At 40.4% G+C, this 21,823-nt stretch carries 23 protein-coding genes; all 23 read left to right on the forward strand.

Annotated features, from left to right (window positions below; genetic code table 11):
- Positions 1-64 precede the first annotated feature (64 nt).
- The 23 genes from NST02_RS03410 to atpG all read left to right on the forward strand — a co-directional run bounded on the left by NST02_RS03410 (position 65) and on the right by atpG (position 21,778).
- Entirely contained in the window at positions 65-511 is a 447-nt protein-coding gene (locus NST02_RS03410) for a GNAT family N-acetyltransferase (RefSeq protein ID WP_095312101.1), read from the forward strand.
- Positions 512-665: 154 nt separating this feature from the next.
- Positions 666-1,712 (forward strand): L-threonylcarbamoyladenylate synthase, encoded by a 1,047-nt coding sequence (locus tag NST02_RS03415; protein ID WP_095312099.1) that lies wholly within the window; start codon positions 666-668, stop codon positions 1,710-1,712.
- A 92-nt stretch (positions 1,713-1,804) separates the two neighbouring features.
- The gene (locus NST02_RS03420; protein ID WP_095312097.1) at positions 1,805-2,356 is read left to right on the forward strand and encodes a manganese efflux pump MntP; all 552 of its coding nucleotides are present in this window, start codon (positions 1,805-1,807) and stop codon (positions 2,354-2,356) included.
- 220 nt (positions 2,357-2,576) lie between these two features.
- Complete coding sequence (locus NST02_RS03425; protein ID WP_095312095.1) at positions 2,577-3,062, forward strand: low molecular weight protein arginine phosphatase; 486 nt, start codon at positions 2,577-2,579, stop codon at positions 3,060-3,062.
- The gene (locus tag NST02_RS03430; RefSeq protein ID WP_095312093.1) at positions 3,040-4,335 is read left to right on the forward strand and encodes a methyl-accepting chemotaxis protein; all 1,296 of its coding nucleotides are present in this window, start codon (positions 3,040-3,042) and stop codon (positions 4,333-4,335) included. The genes NST02_RS03425 and NST02_RS03430 overlap by 23 nt, the downstream gene beginning before the upstream one ends.
- 424 nt (positions 4,336-4,759) lie before the next feature.
- Positions 4,760-5,203 carry a ribose 5-phosphate isomerase B gene (gene rpiB / locus NST02_RS03435; RefSeq protein ID WP_095312092.1) on the forward strand — a complete coding sequence of 148 codons (444 nt, stop codon included), beginning with the start codon at positions 4,760-4,762 and terminating at the stop codon, positions 5,201-5,203.
- A 24-nt stretch (positions 5,204-5,227) separates the two neighbouring features.
- A complete protein-coding gene (locus tag NST02_RS03440) occupies positions 5,228-5,800 on the forward strand; it encodes a TIGR01440 family protein (protein ID WP_095312090.1) in 573 nt (190 codons plus the stop codon).
- 135 nt (positions 5,801-5,935) lie between these two features.
- On the forward strand, positions 5,936-6,469 hold the full coding sequence (locus NST02_RS03445) for a sigma-70 family RNA polymerase sigma factor (protein WP_095312088.1): 534 nt from the start codon (positions 5,936-5,938) through the stop codon (positions 6,467-6,469).
- Positions 6,462-7,457, forward strand: a complete 996-nt coding sequence (locus NST02_RS03450; RefSeq protein WP_340948021.1) for an anti-sigma factor — start codon at positions 6,462-6,464, stop codon at positions 7,455-7,457. The genes NST02_RS03445 and NST02_RS03450 overlap by 8 nt, the downstream gene beginning before the upstream one ends.
- A 129-nt stretch (positions 7,458-7,586) precedes the next feature.
- On the forward strand, positions 7,587-8,828 hold the full coding sequence (gene glyA / locus NST02_RS03455) for a serine hydroxymethyltransferase (protein WP_340949985.1): 1,242 nt from the start codon (positions 7,587-7,589) through the stop codon (positions 8,826-8,828).
- A 248-nt stretch (positions 8,829-9,076) separates the two neighbouring features.
- Positions 9,077-10,330 (forward strand): hypothetical protein, encoded by a 1,254-nt coding sequence (locus NST02_RS03460; RefSeq protein ID WP_340948023.1) that lies wholly within the window; start codon positions 9,077-9,079, stop codon positions 10,328-10,330.
- A 167-nt stretch (positions 10,331-10,497) separates the two neighbouring features.
- On the forward strand, positions 10,498-11,127 hold the full coding sequence (gene upp / locus NST02_RS03465) for a uracil phosphoribosyltransferase (RefSeq protein WP_095312078.1): 630 nt from the start codon (positions 10,498-10,500) through the stop codon (positions 11,125-11,127).
- 41 nt (positions 11,128-11,168) lie between these two features.
- Positions 11,169-12,323 carry a non-hydrolyzing UDP-N-acetylglucosamine 2-epimerase gene (wecB, locus tag NST02_RS03470; RefSeq protein ID WP_095312075.1) on the forward strand — a complete coding sequence of 385 codons (1,155 nt, stop codon included), beginning with the start codon at positions 11,169-11,171 and terminating at the stop codon, positions 12,321-12,323.
- 321 nt (positions 12,324-12,644) lie between these two features.
- The gene (locus tag NST02_RS03475) at positions 12,645-13,592 is read left to right on the forward strand and encodes a nuclease-related domain-containing protein (RefSeq protein WP_095312073.1); all 948 of its coding nucleotides are present in this window, start codon (positions 12,645-12,647) and stop codon (positions 13,590-13,592) included.
- Positions 13,593-13,866: 274 nt separating this feature from the next.
- Positions 13,867-16,074 carry a S8 family serine peptidase gene (locus NST02_RS03480; protein WP_340948026.1) on the forward strand — a complete coding sequence of 736 codons (2,208 nt, stop codon included), beginning with the start codon at positions 13,867-13,869 and terminating at the stop codon, positions 16,072-16,074.
- Positions 16,075-16,347: 273 nt separating this feature from the next.
- Positions 16,348-16,569, forward strand: coding sequence for an AtpZ/AtpI family protein (locus NST02_RS03485; RefSeq protein WP_095312069.1), 222 nt, complete (start codon positions 16,348-16,350; stop codon positions 16,567-16,569).
- Between the two features lie 3 nt (positions 16,570-16,572).
- Positions 16,573-16,947, forward strand: a complete 375-nt coding sequence (locus NST02_RS03490; RefSeq protein ID WP_095312067.1) for an ATP synthase subunit I — start codon at positions 16,573-16,575, stop codon at positions 16,945-16,947.
- Positions 16,948-16,968: 21 nt separating this feature from the next.
- The gene (gene atpB, locus NST02_RS03495) at positions 16,969-17,679 is read left to right on the forward strand and encodes a F0F1 ATP synthase subunit A (protein ID WP_095312065.1); all 711 of its coding nucleotides are present in this window, start codon (positions 16,969-16,971) and stop codon (positions 17,677-17,679) included.
- Between the two features lie 65 nt (positions 17,680-17,744).
- Positions 17,745-17,957 carry a F0F1 ATP synthase subunit C gene (atpE, locus tag NST02_RS03500; protein ID WP_095312064.1) on the forward strand — a complete coding sequence of 71 codons (213 nt, stop codon included), beginning with the start codon at positions 17,745-17,747 and terminating at the stop codon, positions 17,955-17,957.
- Between the two features lie 255 nt (positions 17,958-18,212).
- On the forward strand, positions 18,213-18,728 hold the full coding sequence (locus NST02_RS03505) for a F0F1 ATP synthase subunit B (protein WP_095312253.1): 516 nt from the start codon (positions 18,213-18,215) through the stop codon (positions 18,726-18,728).
- 2 nt (positions 18,729-18,730) lie between these two features.
- Positions 18,731-19,267, forward strand: a complete 537-nt coding sequence (locus NST02_RS03510; RefSeq protein ID WP_095312062.1) for a F0F1 ATP synthase subunit delta — start codon at positions 18,731-18,733, stop codon at positions 19,265-19,267.
- Between the two features lie 69 nt (positions 19,268-19,336).
- Positions 19,337-20,845, forward strand: a complete 1,509-nt coding sequence (atpA, locus tag NST02_RS03515; protein ID WP_095312060.1) for a F0F1 ATP synthase subunit alpha — start codon at positions 19,337-19,339, stop codon at positions 20,843-20,845.
- A gap of 75 nt (positions 20,846-20,920) precedes the next feature.
- Positions 20,921-21,778, forward strand: coding sequence for an ATP synthase F1 subunit gamma (gene atpG / locus NST02_RS03520; protein WP_095312058.1), 858 nt, complete (start codon positions 20,921-20,923; stop codon positions 21,776-21,778).
- Positions 21,779-21,823 lie beyond the last annotated feature (45 nt).

The following is a 21,823-nucleotide window of genomic DNA, read 5'->3' on the forward strand; positions in this document are numbered from 1 at the left end:
GTGTTCTATCTACAACATATCCACATATTAATAGAGTAGATATTAAAAAAAGAGGTGTTAGTAGGTGGAAGCATTAGTACGTTGTGCCCGAATGAAAGATAAGGATAAGTTAGTAGCATTTCTAGAAAAGGCGAACCTTGGAACAGAAGGGGTCGAAGCAGCGATCGATTACTTTTTAATTCTGGAAGATGAGGATGAACGAATCCTGGCAACAATAGGGATAGAGCCGTTAGGGGCATATGGCTTACTACGTTCTTTAGCAATGACGCAAAAACTTAGTGAAAATGATTTACTTTTTCTTCTTGAACAAATGCTTAAGCTTGCCCGGGAAAAAAAGTTTGAAAGTCTATATCTTGCAACAAACAAACGCTCTGCGCTATCGTTATTTTCAGTATTGGGTTTTGACAGAGAAGATAAAGAGAATTTGCCTAAAGGATTATTTGCTTCAGAGCATGTGAAACATATTATGAATGTGGACAATTCGTTATTTATGTGTTTAAAACTTGAATAATGTGGATATATCCACAAAGTTATCCACTTTTCAAACAGTTTTATCCACAATTTGTGGATAAAACTTGAGAATCATATCCCCTTCTCTTATACTTTTTTACGTGATAAAGTAGGAAAGTACCGTTTAGATGGAAGGAAAAAGAAGGTGGAAGATTATGGATACATTATACTTGAAAGTGGATAAAAATGTGGATAATCTGTCAACATATCCACAAATAATAGATGCTGCAGATAGATTAGCGAAAAATGAGGTTGTCGCCTTTCCGACGGAAACCGTTTATGGTTTGGGTGGAAACGCAAAGTCAGATGCTGCGGTGAGGAAGATTTTTGCAGCAAAAGGAAGACCGAGTGATAATCCGTTAATTATTCATATAAGTGAATTTCAGCAAATTGAGGAGTTTGTTGCGGACATTCCGCAGACGGCGAAGCTTTTAATGGAAAAGTTTTGGCCAGGTCCTTTAACGATTATTTTTCAAAAGAAAGCAGGGGTACTGTCTGAACTTGCAACTGCGGGGTTATCCACAGTTGCAATCCGCATGCCTGAACATCCGGTTGCTTTGGCGCTCATTCAAGCGTCAGGTCTCCCCATTGCAGCGCCGAGTGCAAACCGTTCTGGCAGGCCTAGTCCGACAACGGCAGAGCATGTTTGGGAAGACTTAAATGGGAAAGTATCCGCCATTGTGGATGGTGGGCCAACGGGTATTGGAGTGGAATCAACCGTCTTAGATTGCACGGGTGACATTCCACAAATCTTGCGGCCTGGCGGTGTTACAAAGGAACAGCTAGAAGCGGAAATTGGTTTCATCAAGGTTGATCCAGCGTTGACAAATCAGGATAAGGCGCCAAAGTCACCTGGAATGAAATATACCCATTATGCACCTGATGCGCCTCTTTTTTTAGTAAAAGGAAGTCGAGAATATATTCAACAGCTCATCTCTGAAAAGAAACGAGAGGGTCTTAAGGTCGGTGTGCTGACCACGGAAGAGAACCGAGAATATTATGATAGTGACATCGTTCGGGTTTGTGGACAAAGAAGCAGGCTAGAGTCTGTAGCGAGTGGATTGTATGATGCGCTTAGAAGCTTCAACAAATCGGAAGTGGACATTATTTTTAGTGAAACCTTCGTTCATGAAGGAGTTGGTGTAGCGATTATGAATCGCCTTTTGAAAGCAGCTGGGCATAAGGTGATCCCGGAAAATTAGAATATTACATTTATGTTACAAAATGATTTCTAGTTCTTGTCCCCTTATGGACATGCATATGCTGAAATAGCAGATCCAAAGGGGGCGCATGGATGTCTGAAATAATTGGAGAAATGATCACACTAATGATAATGGCATTTGCTCTTGGGATGGATGCATTCTCCGTAGGGTTAGGAATGGGAATGATCCCAATAAGATTGAAGCAAATCCTTAAAATCGGGATCACAATCGGCTGTTTCCATGTGCTAATGCCAATGCTGGGAATGGTGGCTGGTCGCTTTCTGTCAAAACAATTTGGAGAGGTTGCAGCCCTGCTTGGCGGGGGGCTATTGCTTCTTTTAGGAGTACAAATGATTTTATCAAGCTTTAAAAAGGAGGAAGAATCACGGTTCACACCCGTTGGTTTAGGGCTCCTTCTTTTTGCGCTAGGGGTGAGTATTGACAGTTTTTCCGTAGGCTTGACCTTAGGAATTTACGGGGCAAAAACGGTGTTAGTTCTTGTTTGTTTTGGGTTGGGAGCATGTATTCTTACATGGCTTGGCTTATTGCTAGGAAGAAAAGTACAAGGCTGGTTGGGAACGTATAGCGAAGCCCTTGGTGGCGGCATTTTGCTTGCGTTTGGAATAAAATTGCTGCTGCTGTAAAATGGCAGCTTTTTTTTATTTTGTTTCAGAGAGATAGAGGATATAATGAGAAATATTAGAAAGGGAAATACAACAGGCTTGAATGGTTTATCTTAATGATGGGAAAGGTTTCATTCAGGACATAAATATTCGACTAGGACTATAGATGGTGTTTTTTTGTAAAAAAATTCTTCTTTTCTAATAAAAATGTCTTATAATGTAGAAAGAAGGGGGAACCAGGGTGACTCGCATACTATTTGTTTGCACAGGTAATACTTGCAGAAGTCCAATGGCAGAAGCTATTTTAAAAAGTAAAAAAATTCCTGGAATTGAAGTGAAATCTGCTGGAGTATATGCAATGGATGGGGCACCTGCATCATCGCATGTACAAAAAATATTGGAAGAAGAGAGTATTGAGCACGTTCACCAGTCGTCTATGCTTACGAAGGGGTTAGTGGATTGGGCTTCTTATATATTCACGATGACGGAAAGCCATAAGCGAACTGTTCTCTCTATGTTTCCAAACTCTGAGGGGAAAGTATTTACTTTAAAGGAATTTGCAGGTGAAAAAATAAATAGTGATATTCACGATCCATTTGGTGGCTCCTTAGAAACATATAGAAAGACCTATATTGACATCAGTGAGAATATAAAGAAAATAATCGAGAAATTAATGGTCTCGGAGACATTTAGGGAGGAAGAAGATGGAGGAGAAAAAGAAATATAAGTTTGGCCTAAGAAAAAAATTGGTCTTATTTATTACGACGCTTGCACTCATTACTTATACAACGAGTGGACTATTTATTTACTTTTTATATCCAATTATTCAAGATATGCTGCCATTCGGAGAAATTACATTCACGATTATTACATTAAGCTTAGGGATTATTTGGTCTGGTATCTTGGCTTTTCTAGCAGCCGGATTTATTATTAAACCGTTGCAAAAATTGGAAAAGGTTGCGTTGAAGGCGGCCCATGGCGATATCTCCGTTGATGTTGAACTTTCAAAATCCGATGATGAGATTCGTGCTCTAGGAGTTGCTTTCAATCACATGCTTTTCAACCTGAAAGAAATGGTGCAAAAAATTGATGAAAACTTCCAAGCGACGAATGAAAAAGTAATCTCCATTTCCCGTGAATCCTCTGCTGCTGCTGAACAAGCAGAAGCGATTGCAAGAACGATTAGCGAAATTTCGATGGGAGCAGATAATTCAGCAGTGTCGATTCAAGCAACAGCAGAGTCTGTTGAAGATGTAATCCGCATTGCAGAAGAGGTTCAGGAGACAGCTAAGAGTTCTGGAAATGTTTCGCGCGAACTGGTACAGGATCTTCAAGAATCAAAAGATATTATTCATTCATTAGTATCCGGTATTCAACGTCTTGCAAAGGAAAATGAAGATTCCTTGCAAACGGTTAAACGATTGGAAGATAACGCTGCAAAAGTAGAACAAATTATTCAGCTTGTAGGCGATATTGCAGCTCAAACGAATTTATTAGCGTTGAATGCTTCCATTGAAGCGGCGCGGGCTGGTGAACATGGCAAGGGCTTTGCTGTCGTAGCGGAGGAAGTCCGGACCCTCGCTGACGAAAGTGGAAAAGCCGTGCAGGGTATTTCTGAACTGATTAAAAATATTCAGGAAGAAGTACAAAATGTCGTTCAACAAATTGCCAACCAAGTTGAAGTGGCCAATGCAGAAGCAGAAAAAGGTGCTAAAACAAATAATGTCATTGAGGAAATGACGAAAACAGTCAATGAAATGGCTGAATCGGTCACAGCAATTACAGCATTAGTCGACAAACAAATGGAAAGCATCGTTCATACCTCCACCCAATCGCAAGAAGTGGCCGCAATTGCTGAAGAAACGTCTGCCGGTGCACAAGAGGTTACGACGGCAACAAACCAGCAGGCAGCGGTTATTGAAAATGTTGAAAAGCTTGCCTCCGAATTAAAAGGACAAGCTGAAGCGTTAAAAAATACAATTACTCGTTTTAAGCTATAAATGATGTGTTTACGGCTCCGATTATCGGAGCCTTTTTTAGGTTGGTGCAATTTAGATGTTTTGCCGATATATTGATTTTTTCGCTGATATATTCCGATTTTCGCCGATATATCCATTTAAGCCGTCATTAGTTTCAAGGTTTGAGGTACTTTCTGCCTTTATTAGTGCTTTTTGTTGGTAGGTTCAAAGACTTTAATCGTCTTTTTGCAGTATCCTTGGACTGCAAATGCACAAAATCTTGAAATTGTTTATTGGTTATGGACGCACCGAACAAAATGGATATTTAAGTTAAAGCCAAAGTATAAATCAGTTCTTGGGCGAAAACAGTAAGTGAGTGACGAGTTTCATTGTTAAAAATAGCGGATTGTGTCAAAATATAATCGATATTAATTTCGGAAACAATGCGCATGGGAGGAAAACAGATATGAAGGTTGCAATTGCATCAGATCACGGCGGAATGAATATCCGCCAAGAGTTAAAGCAATTAATGGATGAGATGGGTATTCAATATGAAGATTTTGGCTGCGAATGCGAAACATCTGTTGACTATCCGGATTATGCCTTGCCAGTTGCTGAAAAAGTGGCTTCTGGTGAATTTGATCGAGGCATCTTAATTTGTGGAACAGGAATTGGCATGAGCATTGCAGCAAATAAGGTAAAAGGCATTCGCTGCGCACTTGTCCACGATGTGTTTAGTGCGAAGGCAACTCGAGAGCATAATAATAGTAATATTTTGGCGATGGGAGAGCGCGTTATTGGACCAGGATTGGCTCGTGAAATTGCCAAGGTGTGGTTGTCCACTCATTATGAAGGTGGCCGCCATGAAAAACGTGTCGGGAAAATTACAGCCTACGAGGACCAACTTTAAGTTTCCTAAAAAGGAGGTATGGGCATGGTAATGGAATTATCGCAATGGGAAAAGCAGCTAGAAACCATTTTACGAGAATTTAAAGAGCAGACAACGATAGCGAAAGGTCATCTTTTCGTGATTGGCTGCAGTACAAGTGAAGTAGTCGGTCGAAAAATTGGTACTGCTGGGACAATCGAAGTTGCGGAAATGATTTTTCGAAAAGTGAAAGAATTCGCTGATGAAACCGGGGTTCAGCTTGCTTTCCAATGTTGTGAACATTTGAATCGGGCGCTCGTTGTTGAGCGAAAGACGTCAGACAGTCGAAGGCTTGAGGAAGTAACCGTGATTCCTGTTCGTAATGCAGGTGGTGCAATGGCAACCTATGCTTATCATCATTTTGCTGATCCGGTTTTAGTTGAACACATCCGTGCAGAAGCAGGGATAGATATCGGCGATACACTGATTGGTATGCATATTAAACATGTTGCTGTTCCTGTCCGTGTCTCATTAAAAACGCTTGGAAACGCTCATATTACATTGGCAACGAGTCGTCCGAAGCTAATTGGTGGTGCTCGTGCGGTATATGAACGAACAACTGAAAACAAATCATGTTAAAAACCTCTAAAAAAATTTGCATACATCTACATTTTTTTGCTTCTACTATTCGGTAGAAGCTTTTTTTATTTTTAGTGTAACTTTAAAGTAAGAGAGACGTGTACCTTACGGATTACTTTTTAAAGGGGAAAAAGCATGCGCACTCGAAAAAATGAACTTGAAATTTTATACAGGCAATATGCGAAATCCCTGTACTTTTTTTTATTAAAAATGTCGGGCTCGAAAGAACTGGCAGAGGATTTAACACAGGAAACCTTCGTGCGAGCAACGATTTCTCTGTCAGAGTATAATCGCGAGGACGTCCGAGCGTGGTTATTTAAAGTGGCGAGAAACGTCTATATAGATGAGTGGAGAAAGCGGCAGAGAAGAAAGAAAATTCCCTTTGCAGAAATTTTTACAAAAGAAAATGAGATCCTCAGCCCTTATGGATTGCCTGAGGAAGAAGCATTAAAGATGGAGGAAAGGGAAGATCTACATACTTTCTTAAAATTTTTGCCAGAGCAATATAGAACAACTTTATATTTAAGAGAATTTGAATCATTTAGCTATAAAGAAATCGCCGAGGCACTTGATTTGACGGAAAGTCAAGTAAAAGTGACCATTCACAGGGCGCGAAAGAAATTATTACAATTAGCGAAAGAGAATAATTGGAGGGAAGAACGTGAATGAGTGGAATAAGGAGAAGGAGAAAAAAATTTTATTAAAGTATCGCTTTATGTTAACGATGAAAATTTTGCGCATCTTAATTGTGTTCTTTTTTCTGTACGTGGTCTACATGATGATTGTCTCCATTAGTTATGAATCGCTACATTTGGATAGAAAGCATGCGTATTATAGTAAAGTTGCTTTAGAGTGGACAAATCCAAACATAAATGGGGATATAGGCGGATTTGTGGATAGTGAAATTACGCCATTTCTGACGCAAAAGATCTCTTACCCGTTGTTCAAGACGATTGGGAAGGAGGAGAAGCAAGTAGGCGAAATGAACATTCGTAAATCGCTGTTGTTTTCATCGCGGCCGTTGGACAATGTGACGATCCCTGAGGACAATCACTTTTCTTTTTCCTTACCGGAACACCCTAAAACAGGAGACAGGCTAAAGGCTAACGAGGATCCGAGGGTTTGGGATACGTTAGCTAAACTTCATGAAGGAACGGTAGGGGAGCTCGCCTTTTCAACGACTGATTTCATGACAGCTGAAGAACTTATTGATTTGTTAAAACCGTATGATATTGATATATTATGGGCCCCGCTTTATACAGGTGAATTCACCGTTTTTCAACCAGGAGGATGGGGTGGAGGAGAAGAAATCTCAATTATGAGTCCCTTTGGGCTTACGGGAGGACGAGAGATAGATGATGATTATTTATCGGAAGGACAAATAACCGTTATATCAGAGGAACACCTAGAAGAAAATGAAAAAATGATGCTAACCAATATGAAAAACCTCCTCACCGAAGAGTCAAAGAGATACTACGAAGGGTTTTTAGGGCTGGACTATCTTAAAGAGCGCTATGATTATTTGCGGGAGAATGGATTTATCGTCTATGGAGCAGTAGTGACCGGTCCGGTAAAAGAACTGCTGAAGCTTCAGGATGTACCCGAAATACGAGGGGAAAGGCTTGGAGAGCTCGATTATTGGAATTGGGAGGAATAACGAACATTTTTATTATAATCATATAATATTATTCGGATTTCATTCGTAAATCATCTTGCGTATTTTTCTATTAACGATTAAAATGGGAAGCATGTGGCAGGAGAAATAAAACATATGAGGGGGATTATGATGAAGCATTTGGCGCAGCAGGATGAGCAAGTATTTCAAGCGATTCAAAAAGAATTAGGTCGACAACGTACAAAAATCGAACTTATTGCATCTGAAAACTTTGTGAGTGAAGCAGTGATGGAAGCGCAAGGTTCTGTATTAACAAATAAATATGCAGAAGGTTACCCTGGCAGACGTTATTACGGTGGCTGTGAATATGTGGATATAGCCGAGGATTTAGCCCGTGATCGTGCAAAGCAAATTTTCGGTGCAGAGCATGTAAATGTTCAACCTCACTCAGGTGCTCAAGCAAATATGGCTGTTTATTTCACAATCTTAGAGCAAGGGGAAACAGTGTTGGGAATGAACCTTTCCCATGGTGGCCATTTAACACACGGAAGCCCTGTTAATTTTTCTGGTATTCAATACAATTTTGTCGAGTACGGTGTAGATGAAGTTTCTCACACCATCAATTATGATGATGTGTTAGAAAAAGCACGGACACATAAGCCGAAGCTGATTGTTGCTGGTGCAAGTGCGTACCCTCGTGTGATCGATTTCAAACGCTTCAGAGAAATCGCGGATGAAGTGGGTGCATACTTAATGGTGGATATGGCTCATATTGCAGGACTTGTCGCTGCTGGTCTCCATCCAAACCCAGTTCCTTATGCTGACTTTGTTACAACAACAACGCATAAAACCCTTCGCGGTCCTCGCGGGGGCATGATTCTTTGCAAAGAAGAATTTGCGAAAAAGATTGATAAATCGATTTTTCCGGGAATTCAAGGCGGTCCACTTATGCACGTAATCGCTGCGAAAGCAGTGGCATTTGGGGAGGCACTACAAGATTCCTTTAAGGATTATGCAGCGAATATTATTGCCAATGCTAAGCATTTAGCAGAAGAACTGCAAAAGCAAGGGCTCAACCTTGTTTCTGGGGGAACGGACAACCATCTTCTATTAGTGGATGTACGTTCACTAGGTCTTACTGGTAAAGTCGCTGAAAAGGTTCTCGATGAAGTCGGAATCACTGTTAATAAAAATACCATTCCCTATGATCCGGAAAGCCCGTTTGTAACAAGTGGCGTTCGAATTGGAACGGCTGCCGTTACCTCTCGTGGTTTTGGTAAAACAGAGATGGAAGAAATTGCCTCCATCATCGGTTTTACATTGAAAAATCACGAAGATGAAGGAAAGCTTGAAGAGGCGAAACAACGAGTGGAAGCCTTAACAGGTAGATTTCCGTTATATCAACAACAATAATTATGGAAGAAGAGCGAAGTTCTGTTGCTGGAATCTCGCTCTTTTATTTTTGGGGACATTGATTTGTTGTTAGTGCATTGGGCAAGTTAGCATCCGTAAGCTTGTGTGGGCACAAAGAGAGGCCTCTTGATTCATCCTTGCAGAAACGTACTTTTCTCCGAAATAGGAGAAAAACTGGAAGCAAATAGTAACTTAAATATTCACTCCTTCGTCTAAATGAATATAAGTCAATAGAATCGAGGGAGTTAATGATGAAATGGAAATGGGGCGCCTCTCTCCTTATCATTCTGTTTTTAACTGCATGTGATACAGCGTCCACGCAGCAGAAAGCGGATGGAGGGCAATTGAAAAGTCAATCGCAAAATCCTGAAAACAACTCAGGCTGGGAAACGATTGAAGTAGTCAATAACCAAAGTATTATTGCGAAATTAGAACAAACGACAAATGATACGTCAAAGCGAGATAAGGTATTGGAAGAGTTAGATAAAAGACAAGATTTTATAGATGAGCAGCTTGGTGAACCAACAAAAGAACATGCAGAAAAATTAGCTGTTCAGGGAATCGAAGGAACGGTTGTTCTCCCCATATTAGAAGAAATATATGGTGGAAATGCGGAATTTGAGAAAAATGGTGTAGTCTTCTTTGGGGATGAAGCAACAGGCGTTGAGCCAAACGGTATTTGGATAGGGATCAAACAAGCGGATGAGAGACTTCAACGTTTCGTGGATACTCTACAAGAAAAAGTGGATAACGGAGACATACTGGCTAAGTATATTTATATTTATTATACTCCGTATACGACGGCTGAAAATAATCAGTTAATGGAGGAGGTGTATAGGGCTACTAACGAAATAGCCAAACAGCATTCAACACCTGAACGTCTTTCTTTTGGAGTGAGCGTCGATGTGAAAACCGGAACCATAGAAATTGAGCATAATTTTTTAACAAAAGAACAACAACAAGTATTGCGAGAAGAATTTTCTGAAAGAGACACCGTGATTAAACAGGATGGACGTCTAGCTCCAAAAGAAGGTGAAACAGATATTACATATCCAGATGAGCCTTACACCACAAAGTTAACAGATGAAAGAAGATTTGTGCTTGGTCTTTCGGAAAATGAAATGTTTGTTAGAGGTATAGCATTCCAGAATTTTAGTGATGACGACGGTGTTGGCAATGGTGGAATTTACTACAAATACCCTGATGCAAAGGATAAGCTGAAGATTGGCCAAAGAGTCAAAGTTGATGAATCTGGACCAATAAAGGCATCAAACCCAGCTCAAGGAAAAGCTCTTTATGTTGAAGTACTTCCTGACTATAAACCAGAAGGTGCTGACCTGTCGGAATCTCAAGTTATCCAAAAATTACTCGCTCAAACAGAAAAAAATGACTCTGTGATTATTCGAGCTCTTTCTTATAATAAGAGTCAAGACGAATGGTTTATTAGCTATCGACAAAACTGGGAAAAGGTTGAAACCACCCTTAAAGACGTATTAGAATAGTAATTTTGTATATGAAATAGAGTTTAATTTCCAATATAACGCTAACTTTATCCCTTATGAGTAATATGGGAAGATGTCATTTCTTTAACAATTTAGGATAGGAGTTGCTCTTGGATCTCTTTTTCTGTAAAATTAGACGAAGTGTGAATAGAAAAGGAGAGTGTAGCATGGCAAAAGTATACGTTTTTGACCACCCCTTAATCCAACATAAACTTACATACATCCGTGAAAAGGACACTGGAACAAAGGAATTTCGTGAACTAGTTGATGAAGTGGCAACGTTAATGGCTTTCGAAATTACACGTGACATGCCCTTGGAGGAAATTGAAATTCAAACACCAGTCAGCACTATGAAATCAAAGGTATTGGCAGGGAAAAAAATTGGTGTCATTCCAATTTTACGTGCTGGAATTGGAATGGTCGATGGTGTACTTAAGCTTATTCCTGCAGCAAAAGTTGGCCATATTGGACTTTATCGGGACCCGAAAACGTTAAAGCCAGTTGAATACTATGTGAAGCTACCAAGCGATGTCGAAGAGAGAGATTTCATTGTGGTTGACCCAATGCTTGCAACAGGTGGTTCGGCGATCGAGGCAATTAACTCTTTGAAGAAACGCGGAGCTAAAAATATTAAATTTATGTGTCTAATCGCTGCTCCAGAAGGGGTCGAAGCCGTCAAAGAAGCTCATTCTGATGTAGATATTTATATTGCGGCATTGGATGAAAAGCTCAACGAAAAGGGCTATATCGTCCCAGGTTTAGGAGACGCAGGAGATCGTTTATTTGGTACGAAGTAAGGCGATAGGGGCATGAATGAGAAGGAAAGAGAGTGTGCATAATGGACAAGCCGATTAAAGTAATGACGATTTTTGGGACCAGACCTGAGGCAATTAAGATGGCCCCATTGGTTTTAGAGCTGCAAAAATACCCAGAGTACTTTGAATCGATTGTGACGGTTACTGCTCAACATCGTCAAATGCTAGATCAAGTGCTGGCGATTTTTGGCATAACTCCTGACTATGATTTAAATATTATGAAGGACCGCCAAACGCTGATTGACGTAACCACTCGAGGCTTAGAAGGTCTAGATAAAGTTATGAAAGAAGTGAAGCCGGATATTGTCCTGGTTCATGGCGATACAACGACTACCTTCGTAGCTAGCCTGGCAGCCTTCTACAATCAGATCGTTGTTGGTCATGTGGAGGCGGGGTTAAGAACGTGGAATAAATATTCTCCTTTTCCAGAGGAAATGAATCGGCAGTTAACAGGTGTAATGGCGGATCTGCATTTTTCACCAACATCTAAATCTGCTGAAAATTTACGCCGGGAAAACAAGCAAGAAGAGAGTATTTTCATTACAGGAAACACAGCGATCGATGCTTTAAAGACAACGGTAAAAGAAGAGTATCATCATGAAGTGCTGTCAAGTCTTGGCAGCGATCGACTTATTCTTTTAACAGCCCATCGCCGTGAAAATTTAGGTGAGCCGATGCGCAATATGTTCCGTGCTGTCAAACGCATTGTCGACGAGCAAAAGGATGTTCAAGTTGTCTACCCAGTCCATTTGAATCCTGTTGTCCGCGAGTTGGCGGCTGAGATTTTGGGAGATGATCCGCGCATTCGTCTAATCGAACCTCTCGATGTCATTGATTTTCACAATGTAGCTGCCCGTGCCCATCTAATTTTAACAGATTCAGGCGGGGTTCAAGAAGAAGCCCCATCTTTAGGCGTACCTGTATTAGTGCTTCGTGATACGACCGAAAGACCAGAGGGAATTGAAGCAGGTACATTAAAGCTTGCAGGCGTTGATGAAGAAACGATCTACTCTCTCGCCACTGAACTTTTAACCGATGCTACGGCATATGAAAAAATGGCAAAAGCAACAAACCCATACGGTGACGGCGAAGCCTCCCGCAGAATATGCGAGGCGATTCGCTATTATTTCGACAAAACGAATGCACGACCTGAACCATATAATCCATTAGACAAGTAAAAGGAACACACCTTCAATATGAAGGTGTGTTTTATCTCTGAAAATTAGTATCTAAAATTTTCGAGTCTACGCAAATCCGCAATCAACTACAACTAACCCGCAATCCTGTTCGATTTACCCGAAATAATCTCAAAATGCCCGCAATCATGGCCAAAAGACCCGCAATCACCCACGGATCACCCGCAATCCTTACCGCTGGTACCTATTAAACAAGTTAAATTGACTCCTAATTCGTAAACTGTTCACAGAAATTAAACAGGAGAATCTGGATATGAAGCGAATTTCATTATTAATCTAATAATAAGGAGTGAAAGACCCATTATGATATTAAAAGAAAGAGATAAACCCTTTAGAATTATGCAAAATGATGTACTTCTTCGTAGGTTACCTAAAGACCATCCGAAAATTCAATCTATCTTAGATGATCAAGCAAAGCGGAAAGCGGGTTTACGTGGTGAGCAAAATGTATCCTACCACCTTACGTTTCTACCAGAAAAGTATGATGTTATCCATGATATCCGCCTCAAAATTAAATCAGGACAAACGTTTCAGATTGATAGCTTGGTCGTATCCCCTTACTTTTTCCTCAGCCTTGAAACCAAAAATATGATAGGAACCTTATATTTTGATAAACATTCGAAACAATTCACGAGAACATTTAATGGGGTTGAAGAAGGCTTTCCTAATCCGATCATTCAAGCGGAAAGGCACAAAATACAATTAAATAAATGGATTCTTGAGCGTAAACTTCCAATCCTTCCGCTCGAATGCTATGCAGTCATTAGCAACCCCTCAACAATAATTAAATCCAATAATCCAGAAATTTTTAAGAAAGTATTCCATGCTGAGCACCTGCCAAGCAAAATAAAACCATTTGAAAATTTGCATAAACAAAAGATTAGTGAAAAAGATTATCGGCGCCTTACTAAGACCATGATTAAAAACCACACTCCATCAAAGCAAGATGTTTTCGAGATATATAAACTACAAAAATCAGAAGTCAATTCAGGTGTGCAATGCCCGAACTGTAATTTCATTCCGATGAATTATCGTTATGGGACCTGGTCATGTCCATCCTGTGCTACATCTTCAAAAACAGCTTATAAAAAAGCGATAGAAGATTATCTCTATTTGTTTGGGGAAACCATAAATAATCAACAATGTCGTGACTTCCTTCATATGTCGTCTAGGCATGTGGTTCGTGAACTCCTATTAAGAATGGAACTTGAACAATCGGGAACGACCAAAAATGTGATCTATCATTGGTGATCCACAAAGTAGTTACCTAAAATAAGTATTTGAATTTCGCTGAATTACGCAAATCCGCAATAACCTATAAATTACCCGCAATCCTGTTGGATTTACCCGCAATAAATCACAAAAGACCCGCAATCCCCCCTGAAACCCCCGCAATCCTCACCAAAACAACAGCAATCCAACCGTCTAAACAGCACAAGGCCTCTTAACCCAACCACAAAATCCAAACTTTCATGCATACTCCACTCTCAATCAGAACATTCTAGTGAAAAAAGAGGGTGTTTTCATGAAAAAAATCATATTACTTCTACTAATATTTCTTTTCCCCTTAACGACAACTACAAATGCCCAAAATTTTCAGCGCCCTTCTCTCCCAGAGGAATCTCCTCTTACAGAAAAAGTGGCGATTGTCACACTACCCGAAGAAATGACGGAAACTGACATTCGCAACATCATCAACCATTATCCCGACTTAGAACTAAGACATATTTTCAAACATGCACTAAACGGTTTTTCGGTAAAAGGCAGCAAAGAAACGCTCGCACAGCTAGCACAATCGAACAAAGTAGAACTTGTATCCCCAGTTAAAACATATAAAGCACAGCTTGAGAATATTGATATTATTGGAGGGCAAAGCGTTCGGGGGATATTCGATGATCATAACAACAGGCTGACAGGAAAAGGAGTGACCGTTGGCGTCATTGATACAGGTATCGATTATCACCATCCGGATTTAAGCAGGAGCTATAAAAGCGGACATGACCTCGTCGATGGGGATGAGGACCCGATGGAGTCAGAGGCAGAAGATGGTCCAATGACATTGCATGGCACCCATGTAGCAGGGATTATTGCAGCAAATGGACGAATTAACGGAGTTGCGCCTGATGCGAACGTCATTGCCTATCGAGCGCTCGGTCCTGGCGGTTCGGGGACGACGGAGCAAGTGTTGGCTGCGATTGAAGAAGCGATAAAAGATAAAGTAGATGTTCTTAATCTCTCACTTGGAAATGAAATTAACGGTCCTGATTTGCCGATAAGCCTTGCTTTAAATAAAGCAGCGGAGAAAGGGATTGTACCAGTTACGTCATCGGGAAATTCCGGTCCGAATATGTGGACAGTTGGGTCTCCGGGGACTGCGACGAAGGCGATTTCTGTAGGAGCGTCAACTCCGCCGTTGAAAATTCCGTACCTTCAGGTGGAAGGACTTGACGGAAAAATCAGACTGGAGCCCATGCAAGGATCAAAGCAATGGAAGTTCGACCGTTCTTATCCGTTAGCGCTCGGAGGTTTAGGGAAAAGGGAAGAGTTAACAGCGGTTAATGGGAAAATAGCCTTGGTAGAACGAGGAGAATTGACATTTACTGAAAAAGCTTATAATGCCTTGCAAGCAGGAGCAGTGGCGGTCATTATTTATAACCACATTAATGGAAGCTTTATCGGCAATCTCGAGAGCGAGGTGGAGCTCCCAGTCGCAACGATTTCGAAGAAAGACGGGAAAAGGCTCAAGGAGCTTGCGCTGAGTGGAGCTTTTGCAAAAACAGATGTAATCGAAGAAAAGGACTTAATAGCAGATTTTAGTTCCCGTGGTCCGGTCACATCAACATGGGAAATTAAGCCTGATGTGGTCGCTCCTGGAGTGGCAATTACAAGCACGATTCCAGGGGGCTATCTAGCTTTACAGGGGACCAGCATGGCAGCACCACATGTAGCGGGAGCTAGTGCGATACTAAAACAGGCGCATCCAAACTGGACGCCGGAGCAAATCAAAGCCGCTTTAATGAACACGGCAAAACCGCTGGCAAATATGAAGGGGAAGCCATATCGAACGTACGAACAAGGAGCTGGGAGAATTCAACTGGATGAAGCTGTCAAAACACAATCGCTTGTAATTCCTGGCTCATTGCAGTTTGGGAAATTCAAGCTGGCTGAAAATCAGCATAAACATAAACAATATCTAACAGTCGAAAATGTCAGCAACAAAACATTATCATATTCCTTCGTCATCCCTAAAAATGAAGTGGGAATCGAATGGGATCTGCCTCTTTCTTTTACTCTAAAACCAAAGGAAAAAAAGCAGCTAGAAATTAACATGATGGTAGACCCAACTGCGTTCACAAAGAAAATTTATGATGGTCACTTAAGTCTACGTGCGGGTTCCCAACAGATTCAAATTCCTTATTTGTATGTACTAGAAGAACCGAACTATCCACGTGTAATGGGATTTGATTTTGGTGTGGGAGATAAGGAAGGAATGTATCAATATGAAGTGTATTTGCCTGGAGGGGCAGAAGAATTTGGCATTGCTTTATTTAATCCAGATACGTATCAATTTATTGGATTTTTGGATGCAAAAAGAATGGTAGGAAAAGGTTTGTTAAAGGAAGAGATAAAAGTGGAGGATCTACCAGAAGAAGGACTTTATCTTGCACAGGTATTTGCGAAAAAATCGGGTCAAGAAGATATGATCGAAACCACTCTTTTTATTGAAAAATGACATGTGGAACAAGTAGGGAGAAAAAATGCAATATCTATCGAAAAGTATTTTTGAAAATTTTGTGAACACGCATAAATTTGCCACTCGAATGTGTGTTTTTTTTCCCTACAAACCAATTGACATTAAATAGTCGCTATTGTATGCTTACAAAGGGTATAAATGATAAGGTTTTCAACATACGCATAGAAGAAAGTTTTTAACCTTTTGATTTTATATGAAATCACCTGACAGCCTTCCTACCGTTCTCTTTAATAATAGAGAGGATGCGTTACTATGAAACAAAGCAACCGCCACCCGTTTCAAGCGATGGCGTTAATGTCCGCGATTCTTTCTCAATTAGTCGGTTCAGTTCTGATTGGTATCTTCACAGGTAGATGGATCGACAGCCGAATAGAGACCGAGCCTCTTTTTTTGATCATAGGCTTATTCATCGGTCTAACTGTCGGGGTATATTCTACGATTCGCTTAATCCAACATTTTTTTTCGGGAGAATAGATAATGCAGGATATTAAAACAACATACATGAGGCAACGAAGGAGCTTATTTTTTTTGTTATCCTTCTATGTACTTGGTTGGGGTTTTACAGACTATAAGCCAATATTTCTTGGGCTGATTTTAGGTACAGCCTTGAGTCTGTTTAATTTGTGGCTCTTGGCCAAACGAATGGAAAGGTTCGGAGAAGCTGTTGTAAGAGGAGAAAGAGTTCGTTCCCTCGGAATGTTTTCAAGAATGGCAACAGCCGTCTTAGCAGTAATGATAGCCTTGAAGTATCCAGAAATGTTTCATTTTTATAGTGTGATATTTGGATTAATGACATCTTATATAGTCATTATGATAGATTTTCTTTTTACAAAATTTTTACTTTCTAAATAGAGAAAAGAGAGGTGATAACTGTTGAATCATGAATCTCCAATGATTAATATAATGGGCTTATGGTTTAATCTATCAAACGTACTCATGATTACGGTTGCGAGTATCATTGTATTAATTATTGCAGTAGTTTGCACACGCAACCTTTCTATGAAACCAACTGGGAAACAAAACTTCATGGAATGGGTAATGGATTTTGTAAGGAATATCATCAATAGCTCTATGGATTGGAAAACTGGTGGTAGATTTCATGTTCTAGGGGTAACCCTTATTATGTTTATTTTTGTTTCCAATATGCTAGGTTTACCATTTGCAATTATAGTAGACCACACATTATGGTGGAAATCGCCAACTGCAGATCCCGTCGTTACACTTACATTAGCGGCGATGGTCGTGGCTTTATCACACTATTACGGCATACAACTCAAAGGTGCAAAAGAATATGGGCGCTCTTACTTCCAGCCAGTAGGTTTTATATTTCCACTTAAAATAATCGAGGAATTCTCTAATACGCTTACACTCGGTCTTCGTCTCTATGGAAATATTTACGCAGGTGAAATTTTATTATCTTTACTAGCAGGTTTAGCCACATCAAGTTTTATCGGTGTACTAGCGGCAGCTCCGCTTACCATCGTATGGCAAGGTTTCTCAGTCTTTATCGGATCCATTCAAGCATTTATTTTCACTTTATTGTCAATGGTCTATATTTCTCACAAAGTAAGTCATGACCATTAATAATATAGGTTCAATATAAATTGAACTAAAACTTTAATAACTTTAACTATCAAGGAGGAAAAATAATGGGTGCAATAGCAGCAGCAATCGCAATTGGTTTAGCAGCATTAGGAGCAGGTTTAGGAAATGGTTTGATCGTATCTCGTACAGTTGAAGGGATCGCACGTCAACCTGAAGCACGTGGAATGTTACAAACAACAATGTTTATCGGGGTAGCATTCGTTGAGGCGATTCCTATTATGGCCGTTGTTATCGCGTTTATGGCTATAGGTCAATAATAGGGTATATAGTTTTAGCAAATGGCGAAGATGATCTATATTAGGAGCTTCGCCTTTCCTTTATCTTAAATTAAACTGTCTGAATCGATTTCATAATGGGTTGCCGCCAGTTATAAATCTACGTTTTTTACAAATTTGAAAGACGTTCGTTATTTAACTTAATGTGCGCAATGATGAAATTGACTCATCCTTATATCAATTTTAAATCTTTTCCTTAATGTTTCAGTGTTTTCTGAAGGGAGTGAATCAAGCGTGTTGTTAAGTAATACTTTTGTTTTAGGCGCATCTGCGGGTGTTTTTAATAGTGGAGATATACTATTTACAATCGCAATGTTTGCGATATTGCTTTTTTTAGTGAAAAAGCTTGCATGGGGTCCATTAATGGGCATCATGAAACAGCGTGAAGAACATATTGCTAATGAAATAGAGTCGGCTGAACAAAGTCGTGCCGAAGCGAAGAAGTTATTGGAAGAGCAGCGCAATCTTTTAAAGGAAGCGCGTACAGAGGCACAAATCTTAATTGAAAATGCGAAAAAGCAAGGGGATCTTCAACGTGAAGAAATTATTACGTTGGCTCGAACTGAAGCTGATCGCATGAAAGAATCAGCCAAGCTTGAAATTGAACAGCAGAAGGAACAAGCTGTTTCAGCAATCCGTGATCAAGTTGCTTCCTTATCTGTTTTAATTGCTTCTAAAGTGATTGAAAAAGAACTTTCTGTCGAAGACCAAGAAAAGTTGATTAATGAATATATTCAAGAAGGCGGGAGATAAAGATGAGTAGCTCAAGTGTAGCAAAACGCTATGCAACAGCTCTTTTCCAGCTTTCCAAAGAACATCAACTTCTTGACCAGATGGAAGCAGAGCTTCGTGTAGTAAAAGAGGTAGTAGCAGATAATGCCGAGTTGCATGCTGTGTTGAAATCTCCTAAGCTTCCAATTGAACAGAAGAAAGAGATTTTAAAAACGGCATTCTCTAAAATGAACACATTCGTGTTAAATACACTTATGCTATTAATTGAACGTCATCGTGAAGATGAGATTGCAGCGATAGCCGATGAATTTATTCAATTGGCAAATGAAGAAAGAGGGATTGCAGAGGCTAAGGTTTTTACAACTCGCCCTTTAACAGAGGCGGAACGTGCAGCTTTGTCTTCGACCTTTGCAAAAAAAGTAGGCAAATCAGCTCTTCGTATTAATAATATTGTCGATTCTAATTTGCTTGGTGGAGTTAAAATCCGCATTGGGAATCGTATATTTGATGGCAGCTTAAGCGGTAAACTTGAGCGCTTGGAACGTAAACTTTTAGGTTAATAACCTATTGTTATTAGAACCGTATTGCGTCATGTTGACGCATTCTATTCGTAGATAGGGGTGAAACTCATGAGCATCAATGCTGAAGAAATTAGTGCGCTGATAAAAAAGCAGATTGAAAACTATCAGTCGGAAATTCAAGTGAGTGATGTAGGTACAGTTATCACAGTCGGTGACGGTATCGCCCGTGCTCATGGCCTCGACAATGTCATGGCTGGGGAGCTTCTTGAATTTTCAAATGGCGTTATGGGTATGGCGCAAAACCTTGAAGAGAATAACGTCGGTATTATCATTTTGGGACCATTCACAGAAATCCGCGAAGGCGACGAAGTACGTCGTACAGGCCGGATCATGGAAGTCCCTGTAGGTGAAGAGTTAATCGGTCGTGTCGTTAATCCGCTCGGTCAGCCAGTGGATGGTCTAGGGCCGATCAATACAACGAAGTCTCGTCCAATCGAAAGCCAAGCTCCAGGAGTAATGGATCGTAAATCCGTTCATGAGCCGCTTCAAACGGGTATTAAAGCGATTGACGCTCTAGTGCCAATCGGTCGTGGACAACGTGAGTTAATCATTGGTGACCGCCAAACTGGTAAAACATCCGTTGCTGTAGATACAATCTTGAATCAGAAGGATCAAGACATGATCTGTATTTACGTAGCGATCGGGCAAAAAGAATCTACCGTTCGTGGACTTGTTGAGACTTTACGTAAAAACGGTGCACTTGATTACACGATCGTTGTAACAGCTTCTGCATCTCAACCAGCTCCATTACTATACTTAGCTCCTTATGCTGGTGTTTCAATGGCTGAGGAATTTATGTATAACGGAAAACATGTATTAGTTGTCTATGATGACTTAACAAAGCAAGCTGCAGCATATCGTGAGCTTTCCTTGTTATTACGTCGTCCTCCAGGTCGTGAAGCATATCCAGGGGATGTTTTCTACTTGCACAGCCGTTTGCTAGAGCGCGCCGCTAAGCTTAGCGATGCAAAAGGTGCTGGTTCAATCACAGCACTACCATTCATCGAAACACAAGCTGGTGACGTTTCTGCTTATATTCCAACAAACGTTATCTCTATCACAGATGGACAAATTTTCTTACAATCTGATCTATTCTTCTCTGGTGTTCGTCCAGCGATTAACCCAGGTCTTTCAGTATCGCGTGTTGGTGGATCAGCGCAAATTAAAGCGATGAAAAAGGTATCTGGTACGCTGCGTCTAGACCTTGCATCATACCGTGAACTTGAAGCATTTGCTCAGTTCGGATCAGACCTAGATAAAGCAACACAAGCAAAATTAAATCGTGGTGCCCGTACAGTAGAGATTCTCAAACAGGATCTGAACAAGCCATTAAAGGTTGAAAAACAAGTTGCGATTCTATATGCGTTAACCCGTGGTTTCTTAGATGATATTCCATTACAGGATATTCGTCGTTTTGAATCTGAATTCCTTTCATGGTTAGACCACAATCACAAGAATGTGTTAGACCATATTGCTACTACGAAAGAGCTTCCGACCGATGAAGAAATGGCGGCAGCGATTAACGAATTCAAGAAATCTTTCGCAGTTTCTGAGTAATATCGTCTAAAAAGGAGTTGGAGTAACCTAAAAGGTGCTTTAACCGAACAATCTTGATAAGGTGGTGAGAACTGAGTGGCATCATTACGTGATATAAAAAATAAAATCACTTCTACTAAGAAAATGAGCCAAATTACGAAAGCGATGGAGATGGTTGCGGCATCTAATTTTAGTCGTGCTGAAGGTAACGCAAAGGCATTTGTCCCTTATATGGAGAAAATCCAAGAAGTTACTGCATCCGTTGCGCTTGGTAGCAGTGATGCATCCCATCCGATGTTGGTCAAACGTCCCGTCAAGAAAACGGCATATTTGGTCATTACTGCCGAACGTGGACTTGCAGGTGCGTTTAACAGTAACGTATTGCGTGCAGCGTTACAAGCGATTCAAAAACGCCATCAATCAAATGATGAGTTTGTCATCATTGCTTTAGGCAAAGTAGGACGCGAATTTTTCCGAAAGCGCGATATGAATATTGCCCTTGATTTAACAGCAATCGCAAATCAGCCAACGTTTAACGAGGTAAAAGACACGGTGAATAAAACAATTGGTATGTTTGCTGACGGTGCGTTTGATGAATTATACATGTACTACAATCATTTCGTCAGTGCTATTCAAAACGATGTTGTCGAGAAGAAAATTCTTCCGCTCACTGATATTGCTACCTCTAAAAAGCCGATGTCTTATGAATTCGAGCCTTCAGCAGAAGAGATTTTAGAAGTATTACTTCCTCAATATGCGGAAAGCTTAATTTTCGGTGCCCTTTTAGATAGTAAGGCGGGAGAGCATGCGGCTCGGATGAACGCGATGAGAAGTGCAACCGATAACGCCAAAGAACTTATCGATTCATACAGCCTCTTATTCAACCGTGCTAGACAGGCTGCCATCACGCAGGAAATTACAGAAATCGTTGGTGGGGCTACAGCGTTAGAATAATATAGCTTAGTCGGCGAGTAAAGTGAGCTATTGAGCAAGAATTAG

It is taken from the genome of Robertmurraya sp. FSL W8-0741 (assembly GCF_038004005.1).
Lineage (GTDB): Bacteria > Bacillota > Bacilli > Bacillales > Cytobacillaceae > Robertmurraya > Robertmurraya siralis.

What these genes read in the sequence shown, in the direction of transcription:
- glyA (WP_340949985.1), top strand. Translation starts at nt 7,587, where the DNA reads ATGAAGCATTTGGCGCAGCAGGATGAGCAAGTATTTCAAGCGATTCAA.
- NST02_RS03430 (WP_095312093.1), top strand. Translation starts at nt 3,040, where the DNA reads ATGGAGGAGAAAAAGAAATATAAGTTTGGCCTAAGAAAAAAATTGGTC.
- NST02_RS03490 (WP_095312067.1), top strand. Translation starts at nt 16,573, where the DNA reads ATGCAGGATATTAAAACAACATACATGAGGCAACGAAGGAGCTTATTT.
- NST02_RS03440 (WP_095312090.1), top strand. Translation starts at nt 5,228, where the DNA reads ATGGTAATGGAATTATCGCAATGGGAAAAGCAGCTAGAAACCATTTTA.
- NST02_RS03420 (WP_095312097.1), top strand. Translation starts at nt 1,805, where the DNA reads ATGTCTGAAATAATTGGAGAAATGATCACACTAATGATAATGGCATTT.
- NST02_RS03480 (WP_340948026.1), top strand. Translation starts at nt 13,867, where the DNA reads ATGAAAAAAATCATATTACTTCTACTAATATTTCTTTTCCCCTTAACG.
- upp (WP_095312078.1), top strand. Translation starts at nt 10,498, where the DNA reads ATGGCAAAAGTATACGTTTTTGACCACCCCTTAATCCAACATAAACTT.
- wecB (WP_095312075.1), top strand. Translation starts at nt 11,169, where the DNA reads ATGGACAAGCCGATTAAAGTAATGACGATTTTTGGGACCAGACCTGAG.
- NST02_RS03475 (WP_095312073.1), top strand. Translation starts at nt 12,645, where the DNA reads ATGATATTAAAAGAAAGAGATAAACCCTTTAGAATTATGCAAAATGAT.
- NST02_RS03485 (WP_095312069.1), top strand. Translation starts at nt 16,348, where the DNA reads ATGAAACAAAGCAACCGCCACCCGTTTCAAGCGATGGCGTTAATGTCC.
- NST02_RS03460 (WP_340948023.1), top strand. Translation starts at nt 9,077, where the DNA reads ATGATGAAATGGAAATGGGGCGCCTCTCTCCTTATCATTCTGTTTTTA.
- atpA (WP_095312060.1), top strand. Translation starts at nt 19,337, where the DNA reads ATGAGCATCAATGCTGAAGAAATTAGTGCGCTGATAAAAAAGCAGATT.
- NST02_RS03415 (WP_095312099.1), top strand. Translation starts at nt 666, where the DNA reads ATGGATACATTATACTTGAAAGTGGATAAAAATGTGGATAATCTGTCA.
- NST02_RS03510 (WP_095312062.1), top strand. Translation starts at nt 18,731, where the DNA reads ATGAGTAGCTCAAGTGTAGCAAAACGCTATGCAACAGCTCTTTTCCAG.
- atpE (WP_095312064.1), top strand. Translation starts at nt 17,745, where the DNA reads ATGGGTGCAATAGCAGCAGCAATCGCAATTGGTTTAGCAGCATTAGGA.
- rpiB (WP_095312092.1), top strand. Translation starts at nt 4,760, where the DNA reads ATGAAGGTTGCAATTGCATCAGATCACGGCGGAATGAATATCCGCCAA.
- NST02_RS03445 (WP_095312088.1), top strand. Translation starts at nt 5,936, where the DNA reads ATGCGCACTCGAAAAAATGAACTTGAAATTTTATACAGGCAATATGCG.